This window comes from Legionella spiritensis, assembly GCF_900186965.1.
GTDB lineage: Bacteria > Pseudomonadota > Gammaproteobacteria > Legionellales > Legionellaceae > Legionella_C > Legionella_C spiritensis.
This window is the reverse complement of sequence record NZ_LT906457.1, coordinates 2865584-2885454: the sequence shown is the minus strand read 5'-3', so window position 1 is coordinate 2885454 and position 19871 is coordinate 2865584. Positions and strand designations below refer to the sequence as shown.

Below are 19871 nucleotides of genomic sequence, written 5' to 3'. Positions count from 1 at the left end.
GGCTCTGTGAACTTATCTTTTCGCAAAGTGAAAATGTGGATAATGGCGCCAATTAGCCGCATTTGCAGCTGTGAAAATTTTGGTTCACAGAGCCTGGTATGTAGCCTGTCACGAAGCCGAAATGCGGGAACACCGGGTACTTGCCCGTTCTCCCGCCATAATATTGGAAATTGAAACCCGCTGATTTTAATCCCCATCTAAATAAAGACATGCTATATGACAAATACTCTTGCCGTATAAGTGCTACATTTAATAATAGGATCCTGGTAAAGGAAGAACATGAAATGAACAGGATGATTGCAAGTCTTTTGGTAACGTTATTTTTTCTCCCGGTACAGGCGGCGGATATTACGACAGGAGAAATCAAGGCGCAAGAAAGCGATGAGGAACGCTGTTATCAGGAACGTGTCGGGCGGTGCATCGATAAATGTGACCATGCAGAGGATAAGAATTGTACCTTATTATGCGAAGCAACCGTGAGAAATGAATGTCGTCAGGCCGGGGAATAATGGATCAAGGTTTGAATGAATTAGGTTGTCGTAAAAAACGAAAAGAAAGAAACGGATTTTACGCCATACGGGAGTGGATGAATGAGTGAATTAGCCAATCGAATCAATGCGGCGCTGTCTAAGTCACACTCAATCTGGTTAAACGAGCATGATGGCTCCTCACACCAGCTGAATGCGGTTGGAAGCAGAGTGACCATTATTGAAGGCAAGGGAAGCGAGTATATTGAAGTGGCAGACGGTAAAAGCACGATTCTTTTTAATTTAAATATGATCAAATCCATCAAGATCACCTGATTAATTGTTCAAAATACCGTCTTGTTTTTCTGAACTATACTTTTAAAACCATTTATTTTTGGCAAGAGGCTGATCATGAGTGCAATTCCTGAAGATGTTCACGCGTTACCTGATTTTGGCAGATCATTAGCAAGATGTAGCGCGCATTGGGGGGAAGAAGTGGATTTAAGCGGGGAAGGTGTCATTAAGGCCCACACAGGGGATGACACCTGGTATGAAACGGCCATACCCAATGTTATTGGCTTAAACGGTAACAATCCGGGTAAAGGGCCTGGTGTGCTGATTCAGGATGTTGAACACAGCGGCATCGACCTTATGTGGACGGCGGGCTTAAGAGGATGTATGGGGTTAGCTATTTTGGGGCGTGACAGGGAGACAGGCAGGATGGATGCGTTTTTCAGCCACGCCCGTCATTACGATGCAGAGGACGCGACAACGGATGCAACGAATCCGATGTCTATAGCACGCCGTTTTGTGGATTCGCATGACGGAGTACGTGTGTTTTGGGGTACGGATTTTATGTTTGGTGAGGATCCCAGGTTAGCGCCGGGCAAACGCCAGGACGCGCAGAAAATACTGAGTAATAAACTCGGCTGCTGGGTACGAATGAGTGATTGTGTTCCAAGTGATCAACTGGTTTTTGCGCCAAAGCTTGGCATCATGCGTTATGGAACCCCGACAGAAGCGGTTGAGTGGATCAGGACGCATAAACCGGAGGAGCGGTCCCTGTTTTCACAGAGTAAGGGATTGGACAAATTTACTCCCGATCCGGATATTGCAGGCCGGCTGGAAATACAGCTTATGAAACTGCGAGCGGAGCGCAGTGCGACATTTCGTCATTATGCCCATGATTCGCGAAGAGATCATAAGATACTGGCGCTTACTCAAATTCTTGATGCTTATCATGTCGGCAATTTTGATATATTACGTTATTTTGCCAGAAGCGCTGCCAACAACGACTCTCCCTTTCAGGACAGGACCGCGGATGATACCTGGAAACCATTCGGTGAAAGCGTAACGGCGGCATTGGCCGAGGAAGCGTATCAGGATGCCTTTACTAAAATCAAGGTTATGGGAACGCACGGCTGCGGATTGCGTGCGAGCGGCGATGATATTTATGACCATGAAGAGTTTGGGCGTGTCGTGGCGGCAACCGAAACGGCTGCGCGGGACGAAGAGAGTGACGGGCGGGGAGCGGAGCGGCAGATCTAAAGAAAATCCGGAGTTACCAGCTGGAGCGATTCTTCTTTTTTATTTTCCGGTGAGAACGTTTTCTCGTCGTTCGTAATCTGTTCATCCCGGTTGAAAAAGAAATCTCTGGAATGGTTTTTCTTTCTTTGGGTATCTGTGTAGTATTGAACATAATGCTGATAATGACCATTTTTTTTGACGTAATTCAGATAGGTTTTATCATCGTATAATTCCCGAAATTTTTGCAACTCCTGCGAGTCCGGTCTGGGTAATTCCGGATGATTTTTCAGTATATCCATATATAACAAACAAGCTTCAAGAAATGATTGATGTTCCGCCGTTTCAATATAGAGAGCGTAAGAGTCGGCATTGGGAAAGTTGGATAGTCTTAATTTATTTTTTGTTAAAGCGGGATTGGTAGCATTACATAATTCAAAGATTAAGGTTTGTATCATTTTTTCCAAAGGTAACGAGGCTTTTACTTTGATAGTTTGTTCGCTTTCCAGCCATTGACCCTGAAAGGGAATATCCGTTGCGGTAAAATCAATTTTTAAAAAGTGAAATTCTGATACTTTATTTAATTTATTAACACAAATTTCGGAAGTGCAAACAACCTGGAGAAGAATGTTCACAGCATCGAGGATTGCTTCCTGGTAAATAATTTTGATGGGGTTGTTCAATTCTTCGCTATTTAAAATCATCGTTAGCATCGTTTTTCTCTTGAAAATCTTGTGTTAAGGCATGTCTATTTTTAATAGAATAACACTCTAAAATTAACAATATATTAATTGATTTTTTTCTTGAAAAAGTTAAATGATTACAAATAGATTTGGTTGCAAAATTGGTAAGGAAACTTAAAAACCTGGGGGTGAGAGAAACGCACAGTACCCGGGTTCTGTTGAGATTTTCGTTTTATTTTTTCGGTTGGATTTTTTTCGTGTGATTTTTGCCAGAACGAAGCGTGTTGCAGATAGTGCAGTTGTCCATATGGATTGAGTCTTTTCTTTTTATAAGCATTTTCAAGAGTCAAATCAGGATACAGGTAATGAGAGTGTTTGTTCAGTATGTCCTGTTCCGGAGTGGCTTCTCGATCCGGTTTACCCGGCAGGGGTTTTTTGATGGCTAATGATATTTCCTCTCGTTGTCTCTTTCGTTTTCTGTCGAATTTTATTTGATCGGTAAAAATTATATTACATAGTTCAACGGCATAGCCGTAATGAAGATTTTTCCTGTTTTTTATTGATCCGTCAGGGCGCGTGCTGATATCAATAATGCGTGGATCCCAAGCGTCAACTTCCCATCTGGAATCACTGCGTTCGTTACGTAGTTTTATTTTAATTTCCAGATAAACATGATTCTCTCTTTCGGAGCTGACAATGCTTATTCTTGCTCGGGCATCGGATTGGTTTATCGTTTCAGCGATTTCAACAACCAGATATTGCGCCAGTTCATGGCAGCGTCCTAAGCCAACATGTTCAATGATATCATGTTTTAATATATGTTCGTTCTCGTCCAGTTGATGAATGACATTGCGAACATTTGTTTTAAGGTAAGAGTTTCCTTTATTTCACGATGAAACTTGTTATAACCGCTGAGTTGATTTTCTATATCAATGTTTTTTCTGGTTTTTATGATCGCCTGCGAACAGATTGCGACGAATTCCTGGCGTGATAACAGCATGATTACTGATCCCTGTAATATAGATAACGCTCCTGAAGTTGATTATATTAACGTACCTCATCCAAAAATACATCAGGTTGTCTACAGGTAAGCCTGCTTGCCAGTTTTTTCGCTTGGTATCTTGTAGCCATGTTATAAAATGTTAACCTGCCACGGGTTTTATTCGTTTTTTTCTGTGCTGGTTTGAATAAAATCGGTTACCTGATCCAATGGACATTGCGATAACAAATATTTCCATCCCTGGACATTGAGTGGTCCTTTGCGCTTGATCATCATGTTTCTCATTATCATTGACCATCGGGAATTCATTTTAATAAACGCTTTAATGGAATTATCGGACGTTTTTACGACCCAGGTGACTCGCTGTTGACGCAGGGAACGGTAATGTTCAAGGGCCTTTCGTATCGGGAAATGAGCCAGTAATTCCGATAAAACAATCGCGTCTTCAAAGGCCAGGGCCGCTCCTTGCTGCAGCATCGGGGAGCAGGCGTTCCCGGCGTCACCAATCAAGGCCATATGCCCCTGGTTAAATATCGGGAAGGGTACGGAGCGCAGACGCCCGGTATAAATATGCTCATTATCAGGTAAACATTCCAGAATTGGTCTGGCCACGCCCTGATAAGACGCGAAAAGCCTGCGCAAATTTTGTTGCGCTTCATAATAATTGTAATATCGGTTTTCTATATCGGTCTGGTGGGTGTAGCAGTAGATGCGGTTTGGTCCTATCGGGTAGGCCATGAAGATATTATTTAATCCAAGCATGTAGGTGGGTTGCAGGTTTTGGGTCGGAAATTCACAAATCCAGCGCCAGTTGGTTACTCCCAGGTCGATTAAGCCTGGTTGTCCGAAACCTAATTCGCGTACGGTTGAAAAAACACCATCCGCGCCTATCACAGCCTGGTAATGGCCATTCAACGCGGGATTTGAACAGGTCACATTAACTCCGGTATCCGTTTGCTGGATGCCAGTGATAACAACATTAAAATGTATATCCTTCTCGATACCCTGTTGTAGCGTGGCTAACAAGGCGGTGCGTTCGAGGGCGACAAATTTGTCGCGATTCAATGGTGCGTTTAACAAGGACGCTTCGCTGATGACGCGTCCGTTCGGATGTGAGTAAATAATGCGGCGAACCTGATGCATAGTATCTGCCGCATCGGATAACCCCATGTACCGCAAGGCACGAACGGCATTGGCCGGTAACGCAATCCCTGTGCCGGAACTTTCCGAAGCGGGTTTTTTGTCAATTATCGTATAGGCAATATCGTGTTTTTTAAGTTGCCTGGCGAGACAAAGCCCGGCCATGCCGGCACCGGAAATTAAAATACGATTCATGTGTTCTTCCATGGTGGTGTTACGATGCGCGCAATCATAACATGATCGCCAGTGTTTACGACAGGCAGCTCAGACCATCTGGTTGTATAGGCCGGTGACTTGATTTGCGCTTGCAAAGACCATGGTCTGCAATGGCCTTCGGCCGCCAGGCGAACCGAGTGGCGGCCGAATTTGTCGTTAATAGTTTCCATTATTTGCATGAGTCGTTCCGTTTTATGTCGGTGAGCCTCAGAGACATGATGAAACAGATCCGCCTGGGTCGGCTCCTTGGGCCGCAATTCCTCCAGCATAACCCCCGCTTTTTGGTAGTAAATCCCTTCTTTAAAAATACTTTGCAGACAACGTTTGGCACAATGAGTTAAATGACGTAAATCATCACTCGGCGTGACAAGCCTGTAGCCGGCGTTGTTGGCGTATTGTGGTAAATCGGAACGAAACGGGCTGGATCGCACAAAAACCGATAAATAATGCGTCGTTAATTTCTGCCTGCGCATCTTCTCCCAGGCTCTTGCGGTATGATTGCTGATGGCTTGGGCGATGTCATCATAACCGGTTTGCAGATTGCCGAATGATTTGGAGGACAGGATGGATTTTTTCGGCTCCCCTTCATCCAGGGTAAGGCAGGAAAGACCACGCAACTCATAGGCGGTTCGTTGCATCACGACACTGAATCGTTGGCGTATCAGTGCGATGTCCGCGCGTGCCAGATCACCCGCGGTTTTAATGCCCATTACTATCAGTTTGTCAGACCATTTGCGCCCCACCCCCCAGACCTCACCCACCGGAATTTTATCCAGCCAGAAAAAGGGTGAATCACTGACATCAAATACCGGTGTCTGTAACATTTTTTTGGCGATATGATTCGCAATCTTGGCCAGCGTTCTGGTTGGTCCGATGCCAATGGATGTCGGAATACCGGTATGACGTAATAGTTTACCGTGCAATTCAAGGCAGAAGCGATGCCGTTGTTTCCCGGGTAACGTGCTTAAATCAAGAAAGGCTTCATCAATGGAGTATATCTCGACATGAGGCCAGGTGGCTTCTATGGTTTGCATAACCCGGCTTGATAAATCACCATACAGGCTGAAATTGGATGAAAAAATCTGTATTTGATGCTGCCGGCACAGGGCGCGTACTTTAAAAAACGGTTCTCCCATTCCGACTCCCAATGTTTTGGCTTCGTTGGATCGGGCTATCACACAGCCATCGTTACTGGAGAGGACGATAATCGGTACCTGGCGTAGATCGGGACGAAAAAGCCGCTCACAGGACGCGTAAAAATTATTACAGTCAATCAGAGCATACATGGGATATATTTGATTATTGATTCATAAATCAAGTTTATGCCCATTGGGTTTGTTTGTAAACGATAGAGCGGGTTGATTTTTTGAACCGGTTTGCCGGTCGTGACAAAATATAAGATTGTGTACGCTTGCCCGCGCCTGACGCGGACAAGCGTGCCGTTTAGAGATAGTTGCCGAGGACATTCATGTGGTAAGAGTCTGGAGTGACACGCAGATTGTAGCCTCCCCATCCATGACCGGTTGACCAGATGGTCCAGCCGGCAAAACCGAAATTTTTGCCTTTTGAGGAATTATCTTGCAAATACTGCATGAATTGTTGCAGGGGCGCGGAACAGCTTGTCGCATTTTTGCCGCTTCCAAATTCGGTGACTATCGCCTGTAACTGGTTGTCAGCCAGATAGTTGACGAAAGCCTGCAAATTAAATCCGTCAGGGCCTGTGGTTGATAAATCCTGCAAGCAATCGTCGTGAGTGCCGCTATAATCCGAATCGAGATATTGGTGCACGTTGATAAGAATCCTGTTTAAATCGGTAATACCGGCCTTGTTGAAATTATCGCGGGTGAACAAACGGGCGTTGCTATACATTTGTCCGTCTTTGCCTGTCCATTCATGGGTTGTCCAGGAATGCAGCCCGGTCCAACTGTTGCCTTCCACCAGAATATAACCGTCAAATCCTTGCCGGCGCAGCATTTTTATCAGAGAAGCCTGAATGGTAAATACCTTATCATCCGGCACTTCGACCGGCTCATTAACCAGATCAAAGAGGATATAATCTTTATTAATGGACTGGTCTTTTTGAATGACATCGGCAAGCTGTCCCCAGACAGCCTGATAGGTGTTTTCATCAAGAATTAACGTGCCGTCCGGACAGGTGCCGCCATCTGGTCCGCAGCCGGAGTATTGCTCGCCGAAGCGGGAATAGCGCATATAGGCATGCAAATCAATAATGGTATGCGTTTTAGCCTGGGTTAAAGTTTGCAGCAAGGGACGAATATAACTGTTGTAATAGGCAAGATTAAGAGACCCTTTTCCCGCCCCGTCCAATTGCAGATATCCCCAGCTCACCGGCACACGAACCGTATTCATGCCTGCGTTGATAAAGGATTGGGTGGCGTCCAGATCGGAGTAAGGCGTTTCACTGTCTTTTTGAGACAGATTGGGTATGACGACCGGATCAATGACTTTGCCAAATTCCAGGCCCGACAGATTAATGCCGGCAAACTGCCAGTATCTGGCAGGAGACGCGGTTTTGAAATCCGGGTTAACTGCAATGGGCGTGTATTCAATGGCGCCAGTGACTTTGCCTTTGCTATTGATGGCGGGGTTTTCATAGCTAATATGAATGCCTTCGGGCGGCGTATATTTATTGATGGCGTTATTGCCTGTGCTGCTGATGTTGAATCCGACATAGCCCAGGTAGGGATTATTCATGTCACAACCGTTAAAACGAAGAGCGGCCCCTGCGTAATAAGCGTTTCCGGATGCTTTGTTGGCGTCCCCGGAGTCGCCCGGAGCGAGCGGTAAGGCAACGGTTCCGGCTTGATTTTGAATGCAAATATAAGGTTTTATATTGCCATTCGGACCTACCCCGGTGATATGATTGCTCATGGTGGCTGCGAACGTTAACGCAGGTAATAAAGAAAACGCGACAGGGATATAATTCATAATCATCGTTAAAAATGCCTTTCTTTTAAGCGTGGCGAGCAATTATAAGTCATTTTTGCCGGGTTTTCTAACAATAAACGGCTATTTTGTCATCAAGCCTCCCATGAGATACATAAGAATCCGTTGTAAATAATGAGTGGTTTGGGCAAATCATGTATGATTGATTACCGTTTTAAAAAGGGATTCACGAAATCCCCGGTATGAATCAGGACAAATCCTAAAAATGAGCGTAAACAGGAATCATGCCCGGAATGCTGTGGATGCGGTAATTACCTGGGTGGATGGCTATGACGAGGCACACAGGAAAAAACTGGCTGATTATTTGCGTCAGCATGGTATGGCCCGTCCGGAAACGGCGGCATCGACACGGTACAACCAACACGATGAAATAACATATTGTGTGCGATCCATATTGAAATTTGCGCCCTGGATTCGCAATATCTATATTGTAACCGACGGCCAGAAACCTCCGGTCATCGACGATCTGCATTCCACGCCCGGCGCCGATAAAATCAAGCTGGTTGATCATCAACACATTTTTCGCGGTTACGAATCGTATTTACCGACGTTTAACAGTTTAACGATAGCCTCCATGTTATGGCGTATTGAAGAATTGGCTGACCGGTTCATTTGTTTTTGTGACGATTTTTCGATCATTCGACCGGTTAGTCCGGATGATTTTTTTCGCGGGAACAAAACGGTGTTACGCGGTCAATGGAAAACCCATTACGAGCAGTACTGGTATCGAAAATGGGTAAACGCGCTTGGGAAATACCGGTTTTGGCCTGCCAGACCTTCCGTACCTAATGATCATCGCCACGTCCAGGAAAACGCGGCTCGTATGGTTGGGTATGACCGGCGATTATTTTATGTTCCCCATGTCCCCTTTCCCCTGAAAAAAGAAACACTGGCTCGCTATTTTGAAGAAAATCCCGAATATTTAACAGATAACATCGCCCATCCTTTTCGGAGCCGGGAGCAATTTGAAATCATTACGCTGGCCCATCATCTGGAAATCATTCAGAAACAGGCGATCATCGACAACCACTATTTTGAGGTCACGGTCAATCCCGCCCACCATCCTTTCGCCAAAATTACAAAAAAACTGTCTCTGGCCGCTCGTAATGATTGTGTGAAATTCGTTTGTGTGCAAAGCATAGACGAGGCGACTCCGGAAACAAGGACGTATCTGCTGAATTGGCTTGATGAACGTATTAAAGCCTAGTACTACCGTGGTATTTTGAAAAGGATCCCTATTTATGTACACATTTTTGCTCATTGATTGTCATTTTTGCGCAGACGGAGTTCTATTTTAACGTGAATGGATTCCCGATTTCTCGGGAATGACAGAACTTACCACTGTAGTACTAGGCTCTGTACAGGACAAAGACCGGTAGCCTGTAAGGAGGCCTGCGGCCGTATTGCAGGTTTCATGGTTCAATATTGAACCAGGAGAACAGGTGAGTACCCCGCTGGGTGTTATCCCGCATACCCTTTATGTATCGGTATCTTCCCCTGACTCGGAAGAATTTAACAGATTGCCCTGTTGTTGCGTTTGTCTTGATTGGCGTGCCTGAACCTCAATGTCTGCTTTTTCGCTGCGTAATCCGCCTTCGGCGTTGGTGGCGATACGGCCTGATTCCTTACTACTTGCTTCACCTTTTTCCTTTTTAGGGGATATTTTTTGAGCTTCAAGCAGTTCAACCGGGACGTTTTCGGCGAAACTCACGGTTAACTCCTTGCCGGGTAAAGAAATGCCTTCATCCTGAAAAGCGCGCTTCACCAGTCTGATGATGGAGGATTTCAGCTTTCTCCAATGATATTCACTGGCATCGAACCAGAAATAAATCCGCAAATCAACGGTAGTGGCTGATAAGGTTTCCACCAGCACCCAGGGTTCCGGATCGTTAAGAATGGCCGGATGGTGGCTCAAGACTCGCATGGCAATACCTTGAGCGTTCGAAATCGAATCGTTATAACCGATACCGATGACAAAATCCTCCCGACGATTGGCAATGGTCGTAAAATTACAGATATTGCTTTTGTAAACCGTCGCGTTGGGTATTTGCACTTCATTGCCATCCTGAGTCATTAATACGGTGGCACGAATGGTAAGTTTTTGCACATAACCGGTTATCCCGTCCACTTCAACAAGATCATTGTTACGAAAAGGGTTTTGCATGCTCAATAACACGCTGGCTAAAAGATTTTCGGTAATGTCACGAAAGGCAATGCCAAGAATGATACCAATAACGCCGGTACCGCCGAGGACGGTTAAGGCGATGGTAGTTAGTCCAAATAACTGCAGGATTAAATAAAGTCCAATCAGAAAACAGAATAACTGGGTGCCGCGGGAAATCACCTGGGCAAGCAAGGGATGTATTTGCCGGACTCGTAAGGTTTTTTTGATATAGGAAGAAAACATCCGTCCCGCAAGCCATGCCATGAACAGAATAACCAGGGCAAAACAAAAAAAAGGCAAACCGCGTAAAATACGTTGCCATTGCTCCTGTAGCCCTTCCCTGATCTGTTGGATATACCAGGAGGCTGGTCTGATGATTTCAATATTGTTGACAACCGCAACCACATCCTGGGTTTTGCGCGCCAGATTGCCCGCCCATTTTTTATGCTCTTCGGTTTTGGATTGACCTTTTAAAAAAACCACCCCGTCTTCAACCCGTACTTTTGCATTGTCATACCAGTGGGTGGCTTTGAGTATGTTGGCCAGGCGTTTGGCGATTTCCTCATCGCGGGCCGTGGGTTTGATATCGATACGATTGGTAATAGCCGATGGTTGCTCGTCAGCGGATTGTTCCTTGTTTGATTCGGATTGTGCCGTTGCCACTGTGCAAAGCAGCGTCAAGAAACCGGTAATAATCAACACGACAAGTAATTGATGAAACCATGCCTTTTTGTCTGGCCGCATGTCGCTTGTCCGGTTAATAACGATATAAGGCCGCGACACCGGTTTGAGTCGGCATTTTTTTTCCGGGTACGACGAATACCTCGCCTTTGTGTTGCAAGACAATTTCCGCCATATCATCCAGCACATCGTCGATTTCGGGATCCATCAAATCATCTTGCCTGATATCGCCTTGTGACGCATTGATGTGCCCTGGAATTCGTTGATCCGCATCAATTAACAAGACGTCAACACGTCCGCAAACAGCCGCTTTCGCGATCTCGGCCAGTTTATCCGAACCTTGTTGTTTTGTCCGGGCCTGGGCCAGTTTTTCGGTCAATTGCCGCAGTCTGGCTTCATGTCTGGGTTTCATGATGTTCCAGGCCATCTCGCGAAGTTCGTCTAAACTGAAATTGTCCGTATGCAGGGGAATGCCTTCATCAATGAGACAGGGATTATGGCTGACTTCATGAAAGACATGATGGTATTGTGGCAAACCGGCCAGAATCAAGGGTAATTTGGAGCTTTGGGAATGATGGGTGTGTATATCTTCGGCAACAATACGGAAAAAACGTTTAATATCCAGCGCAACCTGATCCTTTCTACCTCCGTGGCCATGATACATGGCAGGGCCTTCCGCACCTTTGCCGTAGCTCGCCACGGTTAGACGAGGGTTGGTGAGTTCCTCCCCTAACGCTTTGGTCAGAGTGTCGTGAACGTCCGGATGCAACGGGATTTCTTCCAGATCATCACGATTGCCTTCAAACAGCCTGATTTTCTCCCTGTTGAGGGACAGGATTTGATAATGTTCGGTAGATTGCATCAAATGAATAAGCGGTTTGATATGAAAAGTGTCCGCCACAACCGTCAGCTCATCTACCGTTAATGGAAGTTTATAAACATTAAATTGATGAGGCGTGGCCAGAATAGCCAGACCATGATCGGTGTGGATCCAGAATTCCCGATCGTCGGCTAATGAGTGAAAAGGCCGTAATAATGACTTGCATTCCCTTGCGGAATATTTTTCCAGTAACGATGTTTCGATTTGTTTCAGCAGATTTTTATAGCGAATCACATCCTGTTCATTATCCGGATAGGAGCGGTGCGTAGGTTGATAGAGCGATACGCACGGCGAATCCTGAACATGGATGAATTTTTCCGGATAGTCCTGTATTAATGAATTCATGATAGCAACTCCGTTTGTTGGAGAATTATTACAATTATAGAACATGGACGATCAGAGTACTCTCTGGCCTTGCGTTTACTCCAATCGGATAGAGCGGGCGTCGATACGTTTTTGTGTAAAAAGTTTCCATGGGTCTTTCTTTTGGCCAAGGCGTTGAAATATGTTTTTCAGTTGGTAGGATTGCGGTTGCAAGGATTTGTCCGCCAGTTCGTTCCAGTCTACAGGTGTGGCCACCGGCGCTTTGGGTAGCGCGCGCAAGGAATAAGGCACAATGGCGGTCATGGCGTAATCATTACGCAGATAATCAATAAACACTTTATCTTCCCGCTTATTTTTACGTTGTTCGAGGGTGGTGTATCGCGGACATTTTTCATGAATTTTTACCGCTATTTTTCGGGCAATTTCTTTCATTTCCTTAAAAGAACAAGCGGCGAGAAGCGGTACATGAACATGGACACCTCGCGATCCGGTGGTTTTGACAAAAGAGGGTAAATCAAGCGCATCCAGAATCTCCTTGCAGACAAAAGCCGCGTTGCGGACTTTTTCAAAATCATCATCGGATGGGTCAAAGTCAAGGATCATTTGATCCGGTTTTTTTATATCATCCATGGTGGATAACGCCATATGCAGCTCCAGGGTGTTTTGTCCGGCGAGATAAACCAGGGCCCGGGCCGAATCCGCCCCTACCATACTCATTTGTGAAGCATCCTTTTCCATCGGAACGGTATAACGAGGAATAAAATCCGGGAAATAATCGGGGGCGTGTTTGTTATAAAATCCCTCTTCATGTATGCCTTCGGGATATCGCTTCATGGTTAAAGGACGGTTTTTCACAAAGGGTAATAAATAATCCGCTATCCGCGCGTAATAGTCCGCGACGTCTTTTTTACGAATACCATCATCCGGATACAGCAATTTATCCGGATGAGTGAGGTCAATGTTTTTCATCGTTGTGCTCTTTCCCGATGTCCTTAAGGGAGCGGCCGGTCAATACCGAATCCGGCTCGGAATGAACCGGGTTACGTCTTGCGTCGGCGTCGTCGTCATCCAGTTTGAAAATCACCCACTGTTCGCGGTCTTGTTCCGTGTTGATTCTGGCCATGGCGTAACCACCCTGTATTTTTTGGCCATTCAATTTGAATTTTAACGAACCATCTTTCAGCGCCTTTTCCATGGTTTTTTCCGGTTCGTCTTCCTCTATGATAGGTTCGTATTCTCCCTTGTCCCAGACCAGGACGGTTCCCGCACCATACTCACCTTCCGGGATAACTCCTTCAAAGTCCGCATAATCCAGAGGATGATTTTCGGTACGAATGGCAAGCCGTTTTTCATTAGCCGCCGTGGACAGTCCCTTGGGAACAGCCCAGGAAAGCAGCACATCCTGATATTGCAGGCGAAAATCATAATGCAGTTGGGACGCGTCGTGTTTCTGGATAACGAATAACGAGGTGGATTTTTTGCTACAGTTTTTACCGGATGGTTCGGATGTTTTTTCAAAATGTCTTTTATTCTGGTACTTTTTTAGATCGTTTTGAGCCATTCCCTGCTCCTTGCGATAACTTGTTACAAATCCGTATTCATGGTTTTCTTCCTTGAAGTATAGCCAATACATCCTGATATTCGGATAAATATGGTATGGTTTGGAGAGTGCTGTCCGTCGTGATTTTTTAGAAAGCGCAACCGGCGGCTTCGCGTGAAAAGTCATGACGCCATTTTGACGGGGTAGTCATTTCAAAGCACTTTTATTTGACAAGTATTCGGTTATTTATTCCGAAGGGAGTTCGGAGAAAAAATGCGTATAAATAAAAACAAATCAATGGAAGTTGACGATGATTCGTTGTTCTCGAAAGTTGATTTATCCACGTTGATCTCCGAGCTGGATCATGCTGATTCTGAAAGCCGATCCGCTTTGTTCAGGCAATTGCCGTATGAAAAAGCCGAAAAAATATTCAGTTATCTTGAGGTGGTGAATCAGGCGCAAATCCTGTTGACGCTGGAGAGCAAACAGGCACTGAGTATTCTGGAAAACATGGAGCCGGATGACCGGGCGCGGCTTTTTGAGGAATTGCCCGATGAAGCGGCCGATAAATTTCTTCGCCGTTTAAGCGCCAAGGAGCGTCGAGCCACCTCTTTGCTGCTTGAATATCCTCCCGAGACAGCCGGGCGAATCATGAGTCCTTTTTTTATCGCTCTAGAGCCTGCCATGACGGTAAAGGACGCGCTGCAAAAAATCAGGCAATCCAGAGATGAAGCGGAAACGGTCTACGTTTTGCCGGTTGTAGAGAACGGAAATTCACTGACAGGGATGGTCGGATTGGATACATTAGTCATGGCCTCTCCGGAGCAATTGATTGCTGAGTTGATGTATAGGGAAATCAAAAGTTTTTCCGTGTATGACGATCAGGAAAAAGTGGCTCGTTTCATTCAGTCGACCGACTGGCTGGCCGTACCGATTGTAGAGAAAAATAACCAAATTGTCGGTATTGTGACCATTGACGACGCCATGGATGTCATGGAGCTGGAAGAGACAGAAGATATTATTCGTGGGAGCGCGTCCGGTCGATTGGGAAAACCTTATCTTGCGGTATCTGTATTTCGCCTGATGAAAATACGGATTGTCTGGTTGGTTTTGCTCGCCGTGGCCGGTATTTTAACCGTCAATGTCTTGAGTCTGTTTGAAGCGACGTTACAGCATATGGTCGTCCTCACGTTATTTATACCACTTTTGATAGGCATAGGCGGTAACACCGGCTCGCAATCGGCAACCACCATTGTTCGCGCCCTGGCGGTGGATGACGTCCGGGTCAGTGATTTTTTACGGGTAGCTGCCCGGGAAACCTTTGTTGGTATATTACTGGGCATGAGTCTCGGTCTCATCGGCTATGTCGTTGTGGGGTTGATTTTTCAGCACAATATTGCTCTGATTGTGTCTCTGAGTTTAGTGGCCATCTGTACCATGTCGGCGCTGGCCGGTTCTCTTATGCCCATGTTGGCCAGAATTTTGCGTCTGGATCCCGCCGTAGTCAGCGCGCCTTTTGTGTCTACCGTTATTGATGCCAGCGGCCTTCTGACTTATTTTATGATCGCCAAAATGATTATCGATCGGTAGTGACCATTCCTTATTCAAAAAATGGCTTTATCCCACTCGCCATAGGAATCCCTGATTTTCCCGCGTGGCAGCGTAAACAGGAACAACAGGACACCGCATGCGATACCGGCGGTTGCTTGAATGGCATCGGCGTTATAGAGAAATGGTGTGACGCACAAGAGTACTGCAAAGATCAGATTGATAAAGCGGGCAGGTCGGACCACTTCTGCCAGAGCCACCATGGTGATAGTAATGATCAACGCGCCTAATAAATGGTTGGCGTTTGCAAGGCCATCGGTTGCATTTATGGTGAGGCGACTGAACATTAACCATACGCCGATAGCCAGACTTAGCACGAGATTCCAGGGCAGGGTGATCCCTTTATAGACTATGAGGCGTATAATGGCGCGCGGGAATTGTTCAAAATTATCATCCATGCCGTTTCTTTCGCTCTCTTCATCTCGATCTCCCGTCATCAGGATTTTCAGCAAGGGCCTTCCCGCCTTCCACCGTCGCCAGAGAAAAACGCTGGTAGCCACTATTTCATCAAAGGAATAGGGTACTTGTAACAGCATGGCCACGGCTGCGATCAGACAAAGTGTGCACCAGGTATTTAGCAGAATGGGTTGAATGATGATGAAGGTAATGGATACCACACCTAGCGGGATGATCATGATACCAAATAATAATACCAGCCAGGGCATGGTTCGCCAGCGATTGGTGCCTCCGATAATACCGGTCAGGATTTCCAGTATGTAAACCGCTGCCCCGAGACCCGCATCGGGAATCGGCCAGAGCTTTGAGACGTAGGAGGTAATGATTTCCTCCGTTCCGTTTTTAGCGTCCTCGGCATGGCCGGTAAAAAACGGTTCCCATACGTGATCAATATGACCTAATTGATACGCCGCCATGTAGCGGGAAATAAATAATCCGATAAAGGCAAGAATGATGATGGGCAGGCGTTGCGTCCAGCTCGAAGGTGAAAAATTCCAGCCTGACGGAATGTCCGAACCGGTCATGGCGGCATGAGGTGCGACGCCGATATCGGGACGAACCAATACGGAAAATCCTATAACCAGACTGCCAACCAGCGTGTCGTTCAGGTAGGCCCCAGCGGTAGGTGCCCAAAATATCAATGGTGCGAAAACAAGCCACAAACCAACACCGGCACATAGCCACCGCACAGGAGCAAATCGCCAGGATAGTGCCAGACTGGCGAGAAAAACAAGAATTATCCCACTGACGACATCGCTTATCGTTAACGGGAAAGACTGATATCCCAGTGTGGGTGGTGACGTGATTAGCCAGAATCCCAGGCCGATATTTAAAAAGTGTGCCCAGAGATTTTGCTGATGTTCCTTACGAAAAGTGATTTCATATTTTTTTCGTATAGTTTCAGGATTTTCCTCTGTAATCGCCTGCATCCAGTCTGGCATTGTCAAGCCATTTTCGTCGTACCAGCGTTTTGGATCTTCTTTCAGTGCTTTTATAATCGCAGGCAAGGTTTTCAGTATGTGGTGTTTGGGTTGCCAATGCAGTTTTTTTTGAGCCTTGCTGATGTCCAGGGCATAATGATCCGATGCCATATCAATCATAAATGGTCTGATAAACGGTTTTTCTCCCTGATCAAAGTCATCGGGAATAATCGGTTCCGATTTTTCCTGTATCCAGGCTCCGGTTTTAGCGATAGGTTTGGGAATGGTGTATATTTCAGATTCTTCGTCATGCAGTAATTCGGTTATGGTTGTTTGCAATGTTTCATAACTTACCGTTTGATCTTCCCCGGCCAGAATAATTTCCCCTTCAGCAAGATTATGACGGTACTGAATGGCATTTTTGAAGAGTTGAATCAAATCGTTTTGATGGATAAAGGATTGCCCTGCCTTAACGTTGCCGGAATATAAGTGGCTTTTGATATTTCGTTCATAGCTACGGGCAATTTGATGGGCCAGTGTCGGTACACAAGTGGTCTCGTTATAGAGTCCTGCAAGCCTTAGGATGACATAAGGAATGTTGCCGTGATGTTCTCGGATCACTGCTTCGGTTTTGGCCTTGGACTGTGGATAAGCCCATTTGGGCGCAAGGGGATCACTCTCGTTGATTTTTTCACCGATCTCGCATGGTTTATGAACCAGCATGGTTCCGGAGTAAATAAAACGTTCTACAGCAAACTCCTGTAATTTGTCCAGCAATCGTCTTGTCCCGGCGACGTTCACCTCGTCATAGAGCGGTGAATCTTCTCCGCTAAAATCAAAATAGGCCGCCAAATGAATAACGGCGGCAATACTTTCGGGTTTATATCGCTCCCTGAAAAGATCCAGCGCCTGGGTAACAGATAGATCCGAGGTGAGATCAAAGGGTATATCACAGGAGGTTTCAGGGACATCAAATCCTACAACCTGATAGCGTTCACCCAAAGCGGCGGTCAAGGCGTGCCCCAGGTTTCCGGACGAACCTGTAATAAGCACGATGGGTTTTTCTGTCGAATCGTTCATTAGGTAAATCCTTTTAACATGGGTGTGTCATCTTTGTGTTTTAACGATAATTATTGACACTATTTACCCTGGTTTCAAAATAAAGATAATTTGAATGTCAACAGATCCCATATAAAACCACTGGAATTCTGTTCATTTTAACCGATTTTAAAATGGGAGACGGTCAACTGATCGGATGTTTGCCCGGATTGTATGGCGCAGGGTGTAAAGAAATGCCGGTTTGACGAAACGGTATCATGTTGATATTTTTCCAGTTTTTCCTTGACCAGCCTGTCGGTTAGAAGGTCGAGCTCTCGGGTGCAGTTTATGGTTTCCAATTGCCGGTTTATTAATTTGATGGTTTTTCCCTTCGCCTGTAATTGATGACGGGCCAACGCTTGCTGGGCGGAACAGGAGGCAATCAGTAGAGCGGCGCCTAAAGCGAGAATTAACGTGGCCCAACCAAGTATCGGTATGGCGGCAAATCCGGCGAATAGTCCAAGTCCGGTGAGTAGTCCCGCAAATCCTGCGGCGCAACCGGCTATGGCACCGAATGTTCCTGCACCGCTGATGAAGGCTGCTTTAAACTGGAGTGATGTGGGCGACGATACCGTCATGGCTTGGATGTGTTGGGTCGTTAGATCATTGATGGCGATATCGAGCGGGTTTTCAGGTGTCATGGATGGTAACAAACCTTTTCTGTGTAACAATTTCCATTTCTCGGCTATAAAAATCGGAATGATGGTTTGTTGGGACCGCTTGCCCAGCAAGCGTAATAACAACTGATTGGTGGACGGATCGTTGACATAACGATTGGTTGCGTAGTCCTGTTTTATTTTTTGATGAAGGAGCCGGGACAATGTACTGATATCCAGCGGCATATCCGGTTGCGCGTGAAATAAACATTCCTGATAAATATTTTTTAAATAAAGAACAATCAGGGTATTTAACGTATCCTGATATTGTGCGGCTTTATCCTGTAAACGAACCTCTTCCTTACAGGCGTTACGGTAGGACAGATAGAAAATGGCGCCGCTGATGAGGCAGAATAGTAAACCGGCAACGGAGCCGGCGATAAGAGCAATGGTGCCGCCGGCAACAAGGCCCAGGGTAGAAGAGAGAATACCAAAAAACGGCCAGGCAACACCCGCCCCTGTTCCTATGCCGTCAAAAGATGATTTGAATAGCGGCAACATCGACATGATCTATTTGTTATCATTGTTTGCAACCAGATTGTACATGATGTTGTCACAAAAGCAAAAAAGTAACGACTCACACGATGGCTTCGACTTCTTCCCGAACAATAAGACGAGAGGCCGCCATTTTTTTTATTTCAGGCAATACGACGTCGATTTTTTCCGCCACATCGATACATTGTACAATAAGCGGCAGTTGACTCCCGATATCGACAAGGGATGTGGTTTCTACCGGGCCGTTGTTGGTAAATCCGGCCACGGCGCGGATAACGGTGCCTCCCGCAATGTCATGCTGATGAAGTGTTTTCAACAATTCCAGATGCAAGGGGCGATGTTGCCATTGATCGGCTTCGTTTATATAGACGGATATTTTCGTCATCTTGAGCTTCATATCAGAGTATCCTGGCCAGCATGACGCCTGCAATTGTAGCGAGCAGGGCAAAAAGATTGTTAGCAACAAAATTGGCGGCTGCCAATGCGTAATGACCTTGTTCCAGCATGGTAAATGTTTCATAACTATAGCTGGAATAGGTAGTAAAGGCTCCGCAGAATCCGACGGCGATAAAGGGTTTCCAGCGTGGATCAACCAGTACGCGTTCCAGCGTCCAGGCCAGAAAAAAACCGATGATAAAGCTTCCCATAATATTGACGATTAACGTGCCATAAGGGATGGATGGGGATAAGAATCTCAGAGCCAGACGATTGACGGCATAACGCAGATTGGCGCCCAGAATCGCTCCGCAGGAAATCCAGAATAGTTGGCTCAAGAGTCCTTTCTCAAATCGTAAGATTTTTATTGTGAACTAGTTTAGGGAAAAATCGGCATTAAGTAAACATCGGAACCCGGGTTCCGTGAACCAAAATTTTTACAGATGGAAATCCTTTCTTTTGCTGGGGATACCAGCACAGCCTGATGAGAGGTATAGACCCCGGGTATTCAACCAAGGCTGGTGCGATAGTTTAGACAGGCGAATGGTTGATGCCGATTGGAAACCGTCTATAGTGTTTATATGGAATGGATTTTTCCGCAGGGTTCCGGATTTTTT

Annotated in this window: 18 protein-coding genes; 5 read left to right on the top strand and 13 right to left on the bottom strand. The window is 45.9% G+C overall.

What is annotated here, in order from left to right; all coding sequences use genetic code 11:
• Positions 1 to 284: 284 nt before the first annotated feature.
• The 3 genes from CKW05_RS13130 (at position 285) to CKW05_RS13120 (ending at position 2015) form a co-directional block, all read left to right on the top strand.
• Positions 285 to 509 (top strand): hypothetical protein, encoded by a 225-nt coding sequence (locus tag CKW05_RS13130; protein WP_058483060.1) that lies wholly within the window; start codon positions 285 to 287, stop codon positions 507 to 509.
• Between the two features lie 81 nt (positions 510 to 590).
• Positions 591 to 803 carry a hypothetical protein gene (locus CKW05_RS13125; protein WP_058483061.1) on the top strand — a complete coding sequence of 71 codons (213 nt, stop codon included), beginning with the start codon at positions 591 to 593 and terminating at the stop codon, positions 801 to 803.
• 75 nt (positions 804 to 878) lie between these two features.
• On the top strand, positions 879 to 2015 hold the full coding sequence (locus CKW05_RS13120; RefSeq protein WP_058483062.1) for a hypothetical protein: 1137 nt from the start codon (positions 879 to 881) through the stop codon (positions 2013 to 2015).
• Here CKW05_RS13120 and CKW05_RS13115 read toward each other — a convergent pair.
• The 5 genes from CKW05_RS13115 to CKW05_RS13095 all read right to left on the bottom strand — a co-directional run bounded on the left by CKW05_RS13115 (position 2012) and on the right by CKW05_RS13095 (position 7985).
• Complete coding sequence (locus CKW05_RS13115) at positions 2012 to 2704, bottom strand: hypothetical protein (RefSeq protein WP_058483063.1); 693 nt, start codon at positions 2702 to 2704, stop codon at positions 2012 to 2014. The two genes, CKW05_RS13120 and CKW05_RS13115, sit on opposite strands and share 4 nt — an antisense overlap.
• A gap of 781 nt (positions 2705 to 3485) precedes the next feature.
• Positions 3486 to 3674: a hypothetical protein gene (locus CKW05_RS13110; protein ID WP_058483064.1), complete on the bottom strand. Its 189-nt coding sequence runs from the start codon at positions 3672 to 3674 to the stop codon at positions 3486 to 3488.
• A gap of 159 nt (positions 3675 to 3833) precedes the next feature.
• Positions 3834 to 5009 carry an FAD-dependent monooxygenase gene (locus CKW05_RS13105; RefSeq protein ID WP_058483065.1) on the bottom strand — a complete coding sequence of 392 codons (1176 nt, stop codon included), beginning with the start codon at positions 5007 to 5009 and terminating at the stop codon, positions 3834 to 3836.
• Positions 5006 to 6316 carry a Y-family DNA polymerase gene (locus CKW05_RS13100; protein WP_058483066.1) on the bottom strand — a complete coding sequence of 437 codons (1311 nt, stop codon included), beginning with the start codon at positions 6314 to 6316 and terminating at the stop codon, positions 5006 to 5008. The genes CKW05_RS13105 and CKW05_RS13100 overlap by 4 nt, the downstream gene beginning before the upstream one ends.
• A 157-nt stretch (positions 6317 to 6473) precedes the next feature.
• Positions 6474 to 7985, bottom strand: coding sequence for a cellulase family glycosylhydrolase (locus CKW05_RS13095; protein WP_058483067.1), 1512 nt, complete (start codon positions 7983 to 7985; stop codon positions 6474 to 6476).
• 217 nt (positions 7986 to 8202) lie between these two features.
• Here CKW05_RS13095 and CKW05_RS13090 point away from each other — a divergent pair, with 217 nt between their 5' ends.
• Positions 8203 to 9204 (top strand): Stealth CR1 domain-containing protein, encoded by a 1002-nt coding sequence (locus tag CKW05_RS13090; protein WP_058483068.1) that lies wholly within the window; start codon positions 8203 to 8205, stop codon positions 9202 to 9204.
• Positions 9205 to 9474: 270 nt separating this feature from the next.
• Here CKW05_RS13090 and CKW05_RS13085 read toward each other — a convergent pair whose 3' ends face one another.
• From CKW05_RS13085 to CKW05_RS13070, 4 genes are all read right to left on the bottom strand, one after another.
• On the bottom strand, positions 9475 to 10905 hold the full coding sequence (locus tag CKW05_RS13085) for a mechanosensitive ion channel family protein (RefSeq protein WP_095140659.1): 1431 nt from the start codon (positions 10903 to 10905) through the stop codon (positions 9475 to 9477).
• 13 nt (positions 10906 to 10918) lie between these two features.
• On the bottom strand, positions 10919 to 12067 hold the full coding sequence (locus tag CKW05_RS13080; RefSeq protein WP_058483069.1) for a baeRF3 domain-containing protein: 1149 nt from the start codon (positions 12065 to 12067) through the stop codon (positions 10919 to 10921).
• Between the two features lie 75 nt (positions 12068 to 12142).
• On the bottom strand, positions 12143 to 13015 hold the full coding sequence (ligD, locus tag CKW05_RS13075; protein ID WP_058483070.1) for a non-homologous end-joining DNA ligase: 873 nt from the start codon (positions 13013 to 13015) through the stop codon (positions 12143 to 12145).
• Positions 13002 to 13772 carry a DNA polymerase ligase N-terminal domain-containing protein gene (locus CKW05_RS13070; RefSeq protein WP_197697346.1) on the bottom strand — a complete coding sequence of 257 codons (771 nt, stop codon included), beginning with the start codon at positions 13770 to 13772 and terminating at the stop codon, positions 13002 to 13004. Before CKW05_RS13070 ends, ligD begins: the two co-directional genes overlap by 14 nt.
• 87 nt (positions 13773 to 13859) lie before the next feature.
• On the opposite strand from CKW05_RS13070, the gene mgtE reads away from it, so the two are divergent.
• Positions 13860 to 15176 (top strand): magnesium transporter, encoded by a 1317-nt coding sequence (gene mgtE / locus CKW05_RS13065; RefSeq protein ID WP_058483072.1) that lies wholly within the window; start codon positions 13860 to 13862, stop codon positions 15174 to 15176.
• 14 nt (positions 15177 to 15190) lie between these two features.
• Here the strand turns inward: mgtE and CKW05_RS13060 are convergent, their stop codons facing one another.
• The 4 genes from CKW05_RS13060 to crcB all read right to left on the bottom strand — a co-directional run bounded on the left by CKW05_RS13060 (position 15191) and on the right by crcB (position 19592).
• On the bottom strand, positions 15191 to 17650 hold the full coding sequence (locus CKW05_RS13060) for a vitamin K epoxide reductase family protein (protein WP_058483073.1): 2460 nt from the start codon (positions 17648 to 17650) through the stop codon (positions 15191 to 15193).
• A gap of 137 nt (positions 17651 to 17787) precedes the next feature.
• The gene (locus CKW05_RS13055) at positions 17788 to 18831 is read right to left on the bottom strand and encodes a hypothetical protein (RefSeq protein WP_133141171.1); all 1044 of its coding nucleotides are present in this window, start codon (positions 18829 to 18831) and stop codon (positions 17788 to 17790) included.
• A 70-nt stretch (positions 18832 to 18901) separates the two neighbouring features.
• Entirely contained in the window at positions 18902 to 19216 is a 315-nt protein-coding gene (locus CKW05_RS13050; protein ID WP_095140657.1) for a DUF190 domain-containing protein, read from the bottom strand.
• 1 nt (position 19217) lies between these two features.
• Positions 19218 to 19592, bottom strand: a complete 375-nt coding sequence (crcB, locus tag CKW05_RS13045; RefSeq protein WP_058483075.1) for a fluoride efflux transporter CrcB — start codon at positions 19590 to 19592, stop codon at positions 19218 to 19220.
• Between the last annotated feature and the right edge of the window lie 279 nt (positions 19593 to 19871).

Bases quoted from the DNA above. Each gene is read 5' to 3' on its own strand.
- CKW05_RS13130 (WP_058483060.1), top strand. From the start codon at position 285: ATGAACAGGATGATTGCAAGTCTTTTGGTAACGTTATTTTTTCTCCCG.
- CKW05_RS13125 (WP_058483061.1), top strand. From the start codon at position 591: ATGAGTGAATTAGCCAATCGAATCAATGCGGCGCTGTCTAAGTCACAC.
- CKW05_RS13120 (WP_058483062.1), top strand. From the start codon at position 879: ATGAGTGCAATTCCTGAAGATGTTCACGCGTTACCTGATTTTGGCAGA.
- CKW05_RS13115 (WP_058483063.1), bottom strand. From the start codon at position 2,704: ATGCTAACGATGATTTTAAATAGCGAAGAATTGAACAACCCCATCAAA.
- CKW05_RS13110 (WP_058483064.1), bottom strand. From the start codon at position 3,674: ATGCTGTTATCACGCCAGGAATTCGTCGCAATCTGTTCGCAGGCGATC.
- CKW05_RS13105 (WP_058483065.1), bottom strand. From the start codon at position 5,009: ATGAATCGTATTTTAATTTCCGGTGCCGGCATGGCCGGGCTTTGTCTC.
- CKW05_RS13100 (WP_058483066.1), bottom strand. From the start codon at position 6,316: ATGTATGCTCTGATTGACTGTAATAATTTTTACGCGTCCTGTGAGCGG.
- CKW05_RS13095 (WP_058483067.1), bottom strand. From the start codon at position 7,985: ATGATTATGAATTATATCCCTGTCGCGTTTTCTTTATTACCTGCGTTA.
- CKW05_RS13090 (WP_058483068.1), top strand. From the start codon at position 8,203: ATGAGCGTAAACAGGAATCATGCCCGGAATGCTGTGGATGCGGTAATT.
- CKW05_RS13085 (WP_095140659.1), bottom strand. From the start codon at position 10,905: ATGCGGCCAGACAAAAAGGCATGGTTTCATCAATTACTTGTCGTGTTG.
- CKW05_RS13080 (WP_058483069.1), bottom strand. From the start codon at position 12,067: ATGAATTCATTAATACAGGACTATCCGGAAAAATTCATCCATGTTCAG.
- ligD (WP_058483070.1), bottom strand. From the start codon at position 13,015: ATGAAAAACATTGACCTCACTCATCCGGATAAATTGCTGTATCCGGAT.
- CKW05_RS13070 (WP_197697346.1), bottom strand. From the start codon at position 13,772: ATGACTTTTCACGCGAAGCCGCCGGTTGCGCTTTCTAAAAAATCACGA.
- mgtE (WP_058483072.1), top strand. From the start codon at position 13,860: ATGCGTATAAATAAAAACAAATCAATGGAAGTTGACGATGATTCGTTG.
- CKW05_RS13060 (WP_058483073.1), bottom strand. From the start codon at position 17,650: ATGAACGATTCGACAGAAAAACCCATCGTGCTTATTACAGGTTCGTCC.
- CKW05_RS13055 (WP_133141171.1), bottom strand. From the start codon at position 18,831: ATGTCGATGTTGCCGCTATTCAAATCATCTTTTGACGGCATAGGAACA.
- CKW05_RS13050 (WP_095140657.1), bottom strand. From the start codon at position 19,216: ATGAAGCTCAAGATGACGAAAATATCCGTCTATATAAACGAAGCCGAT.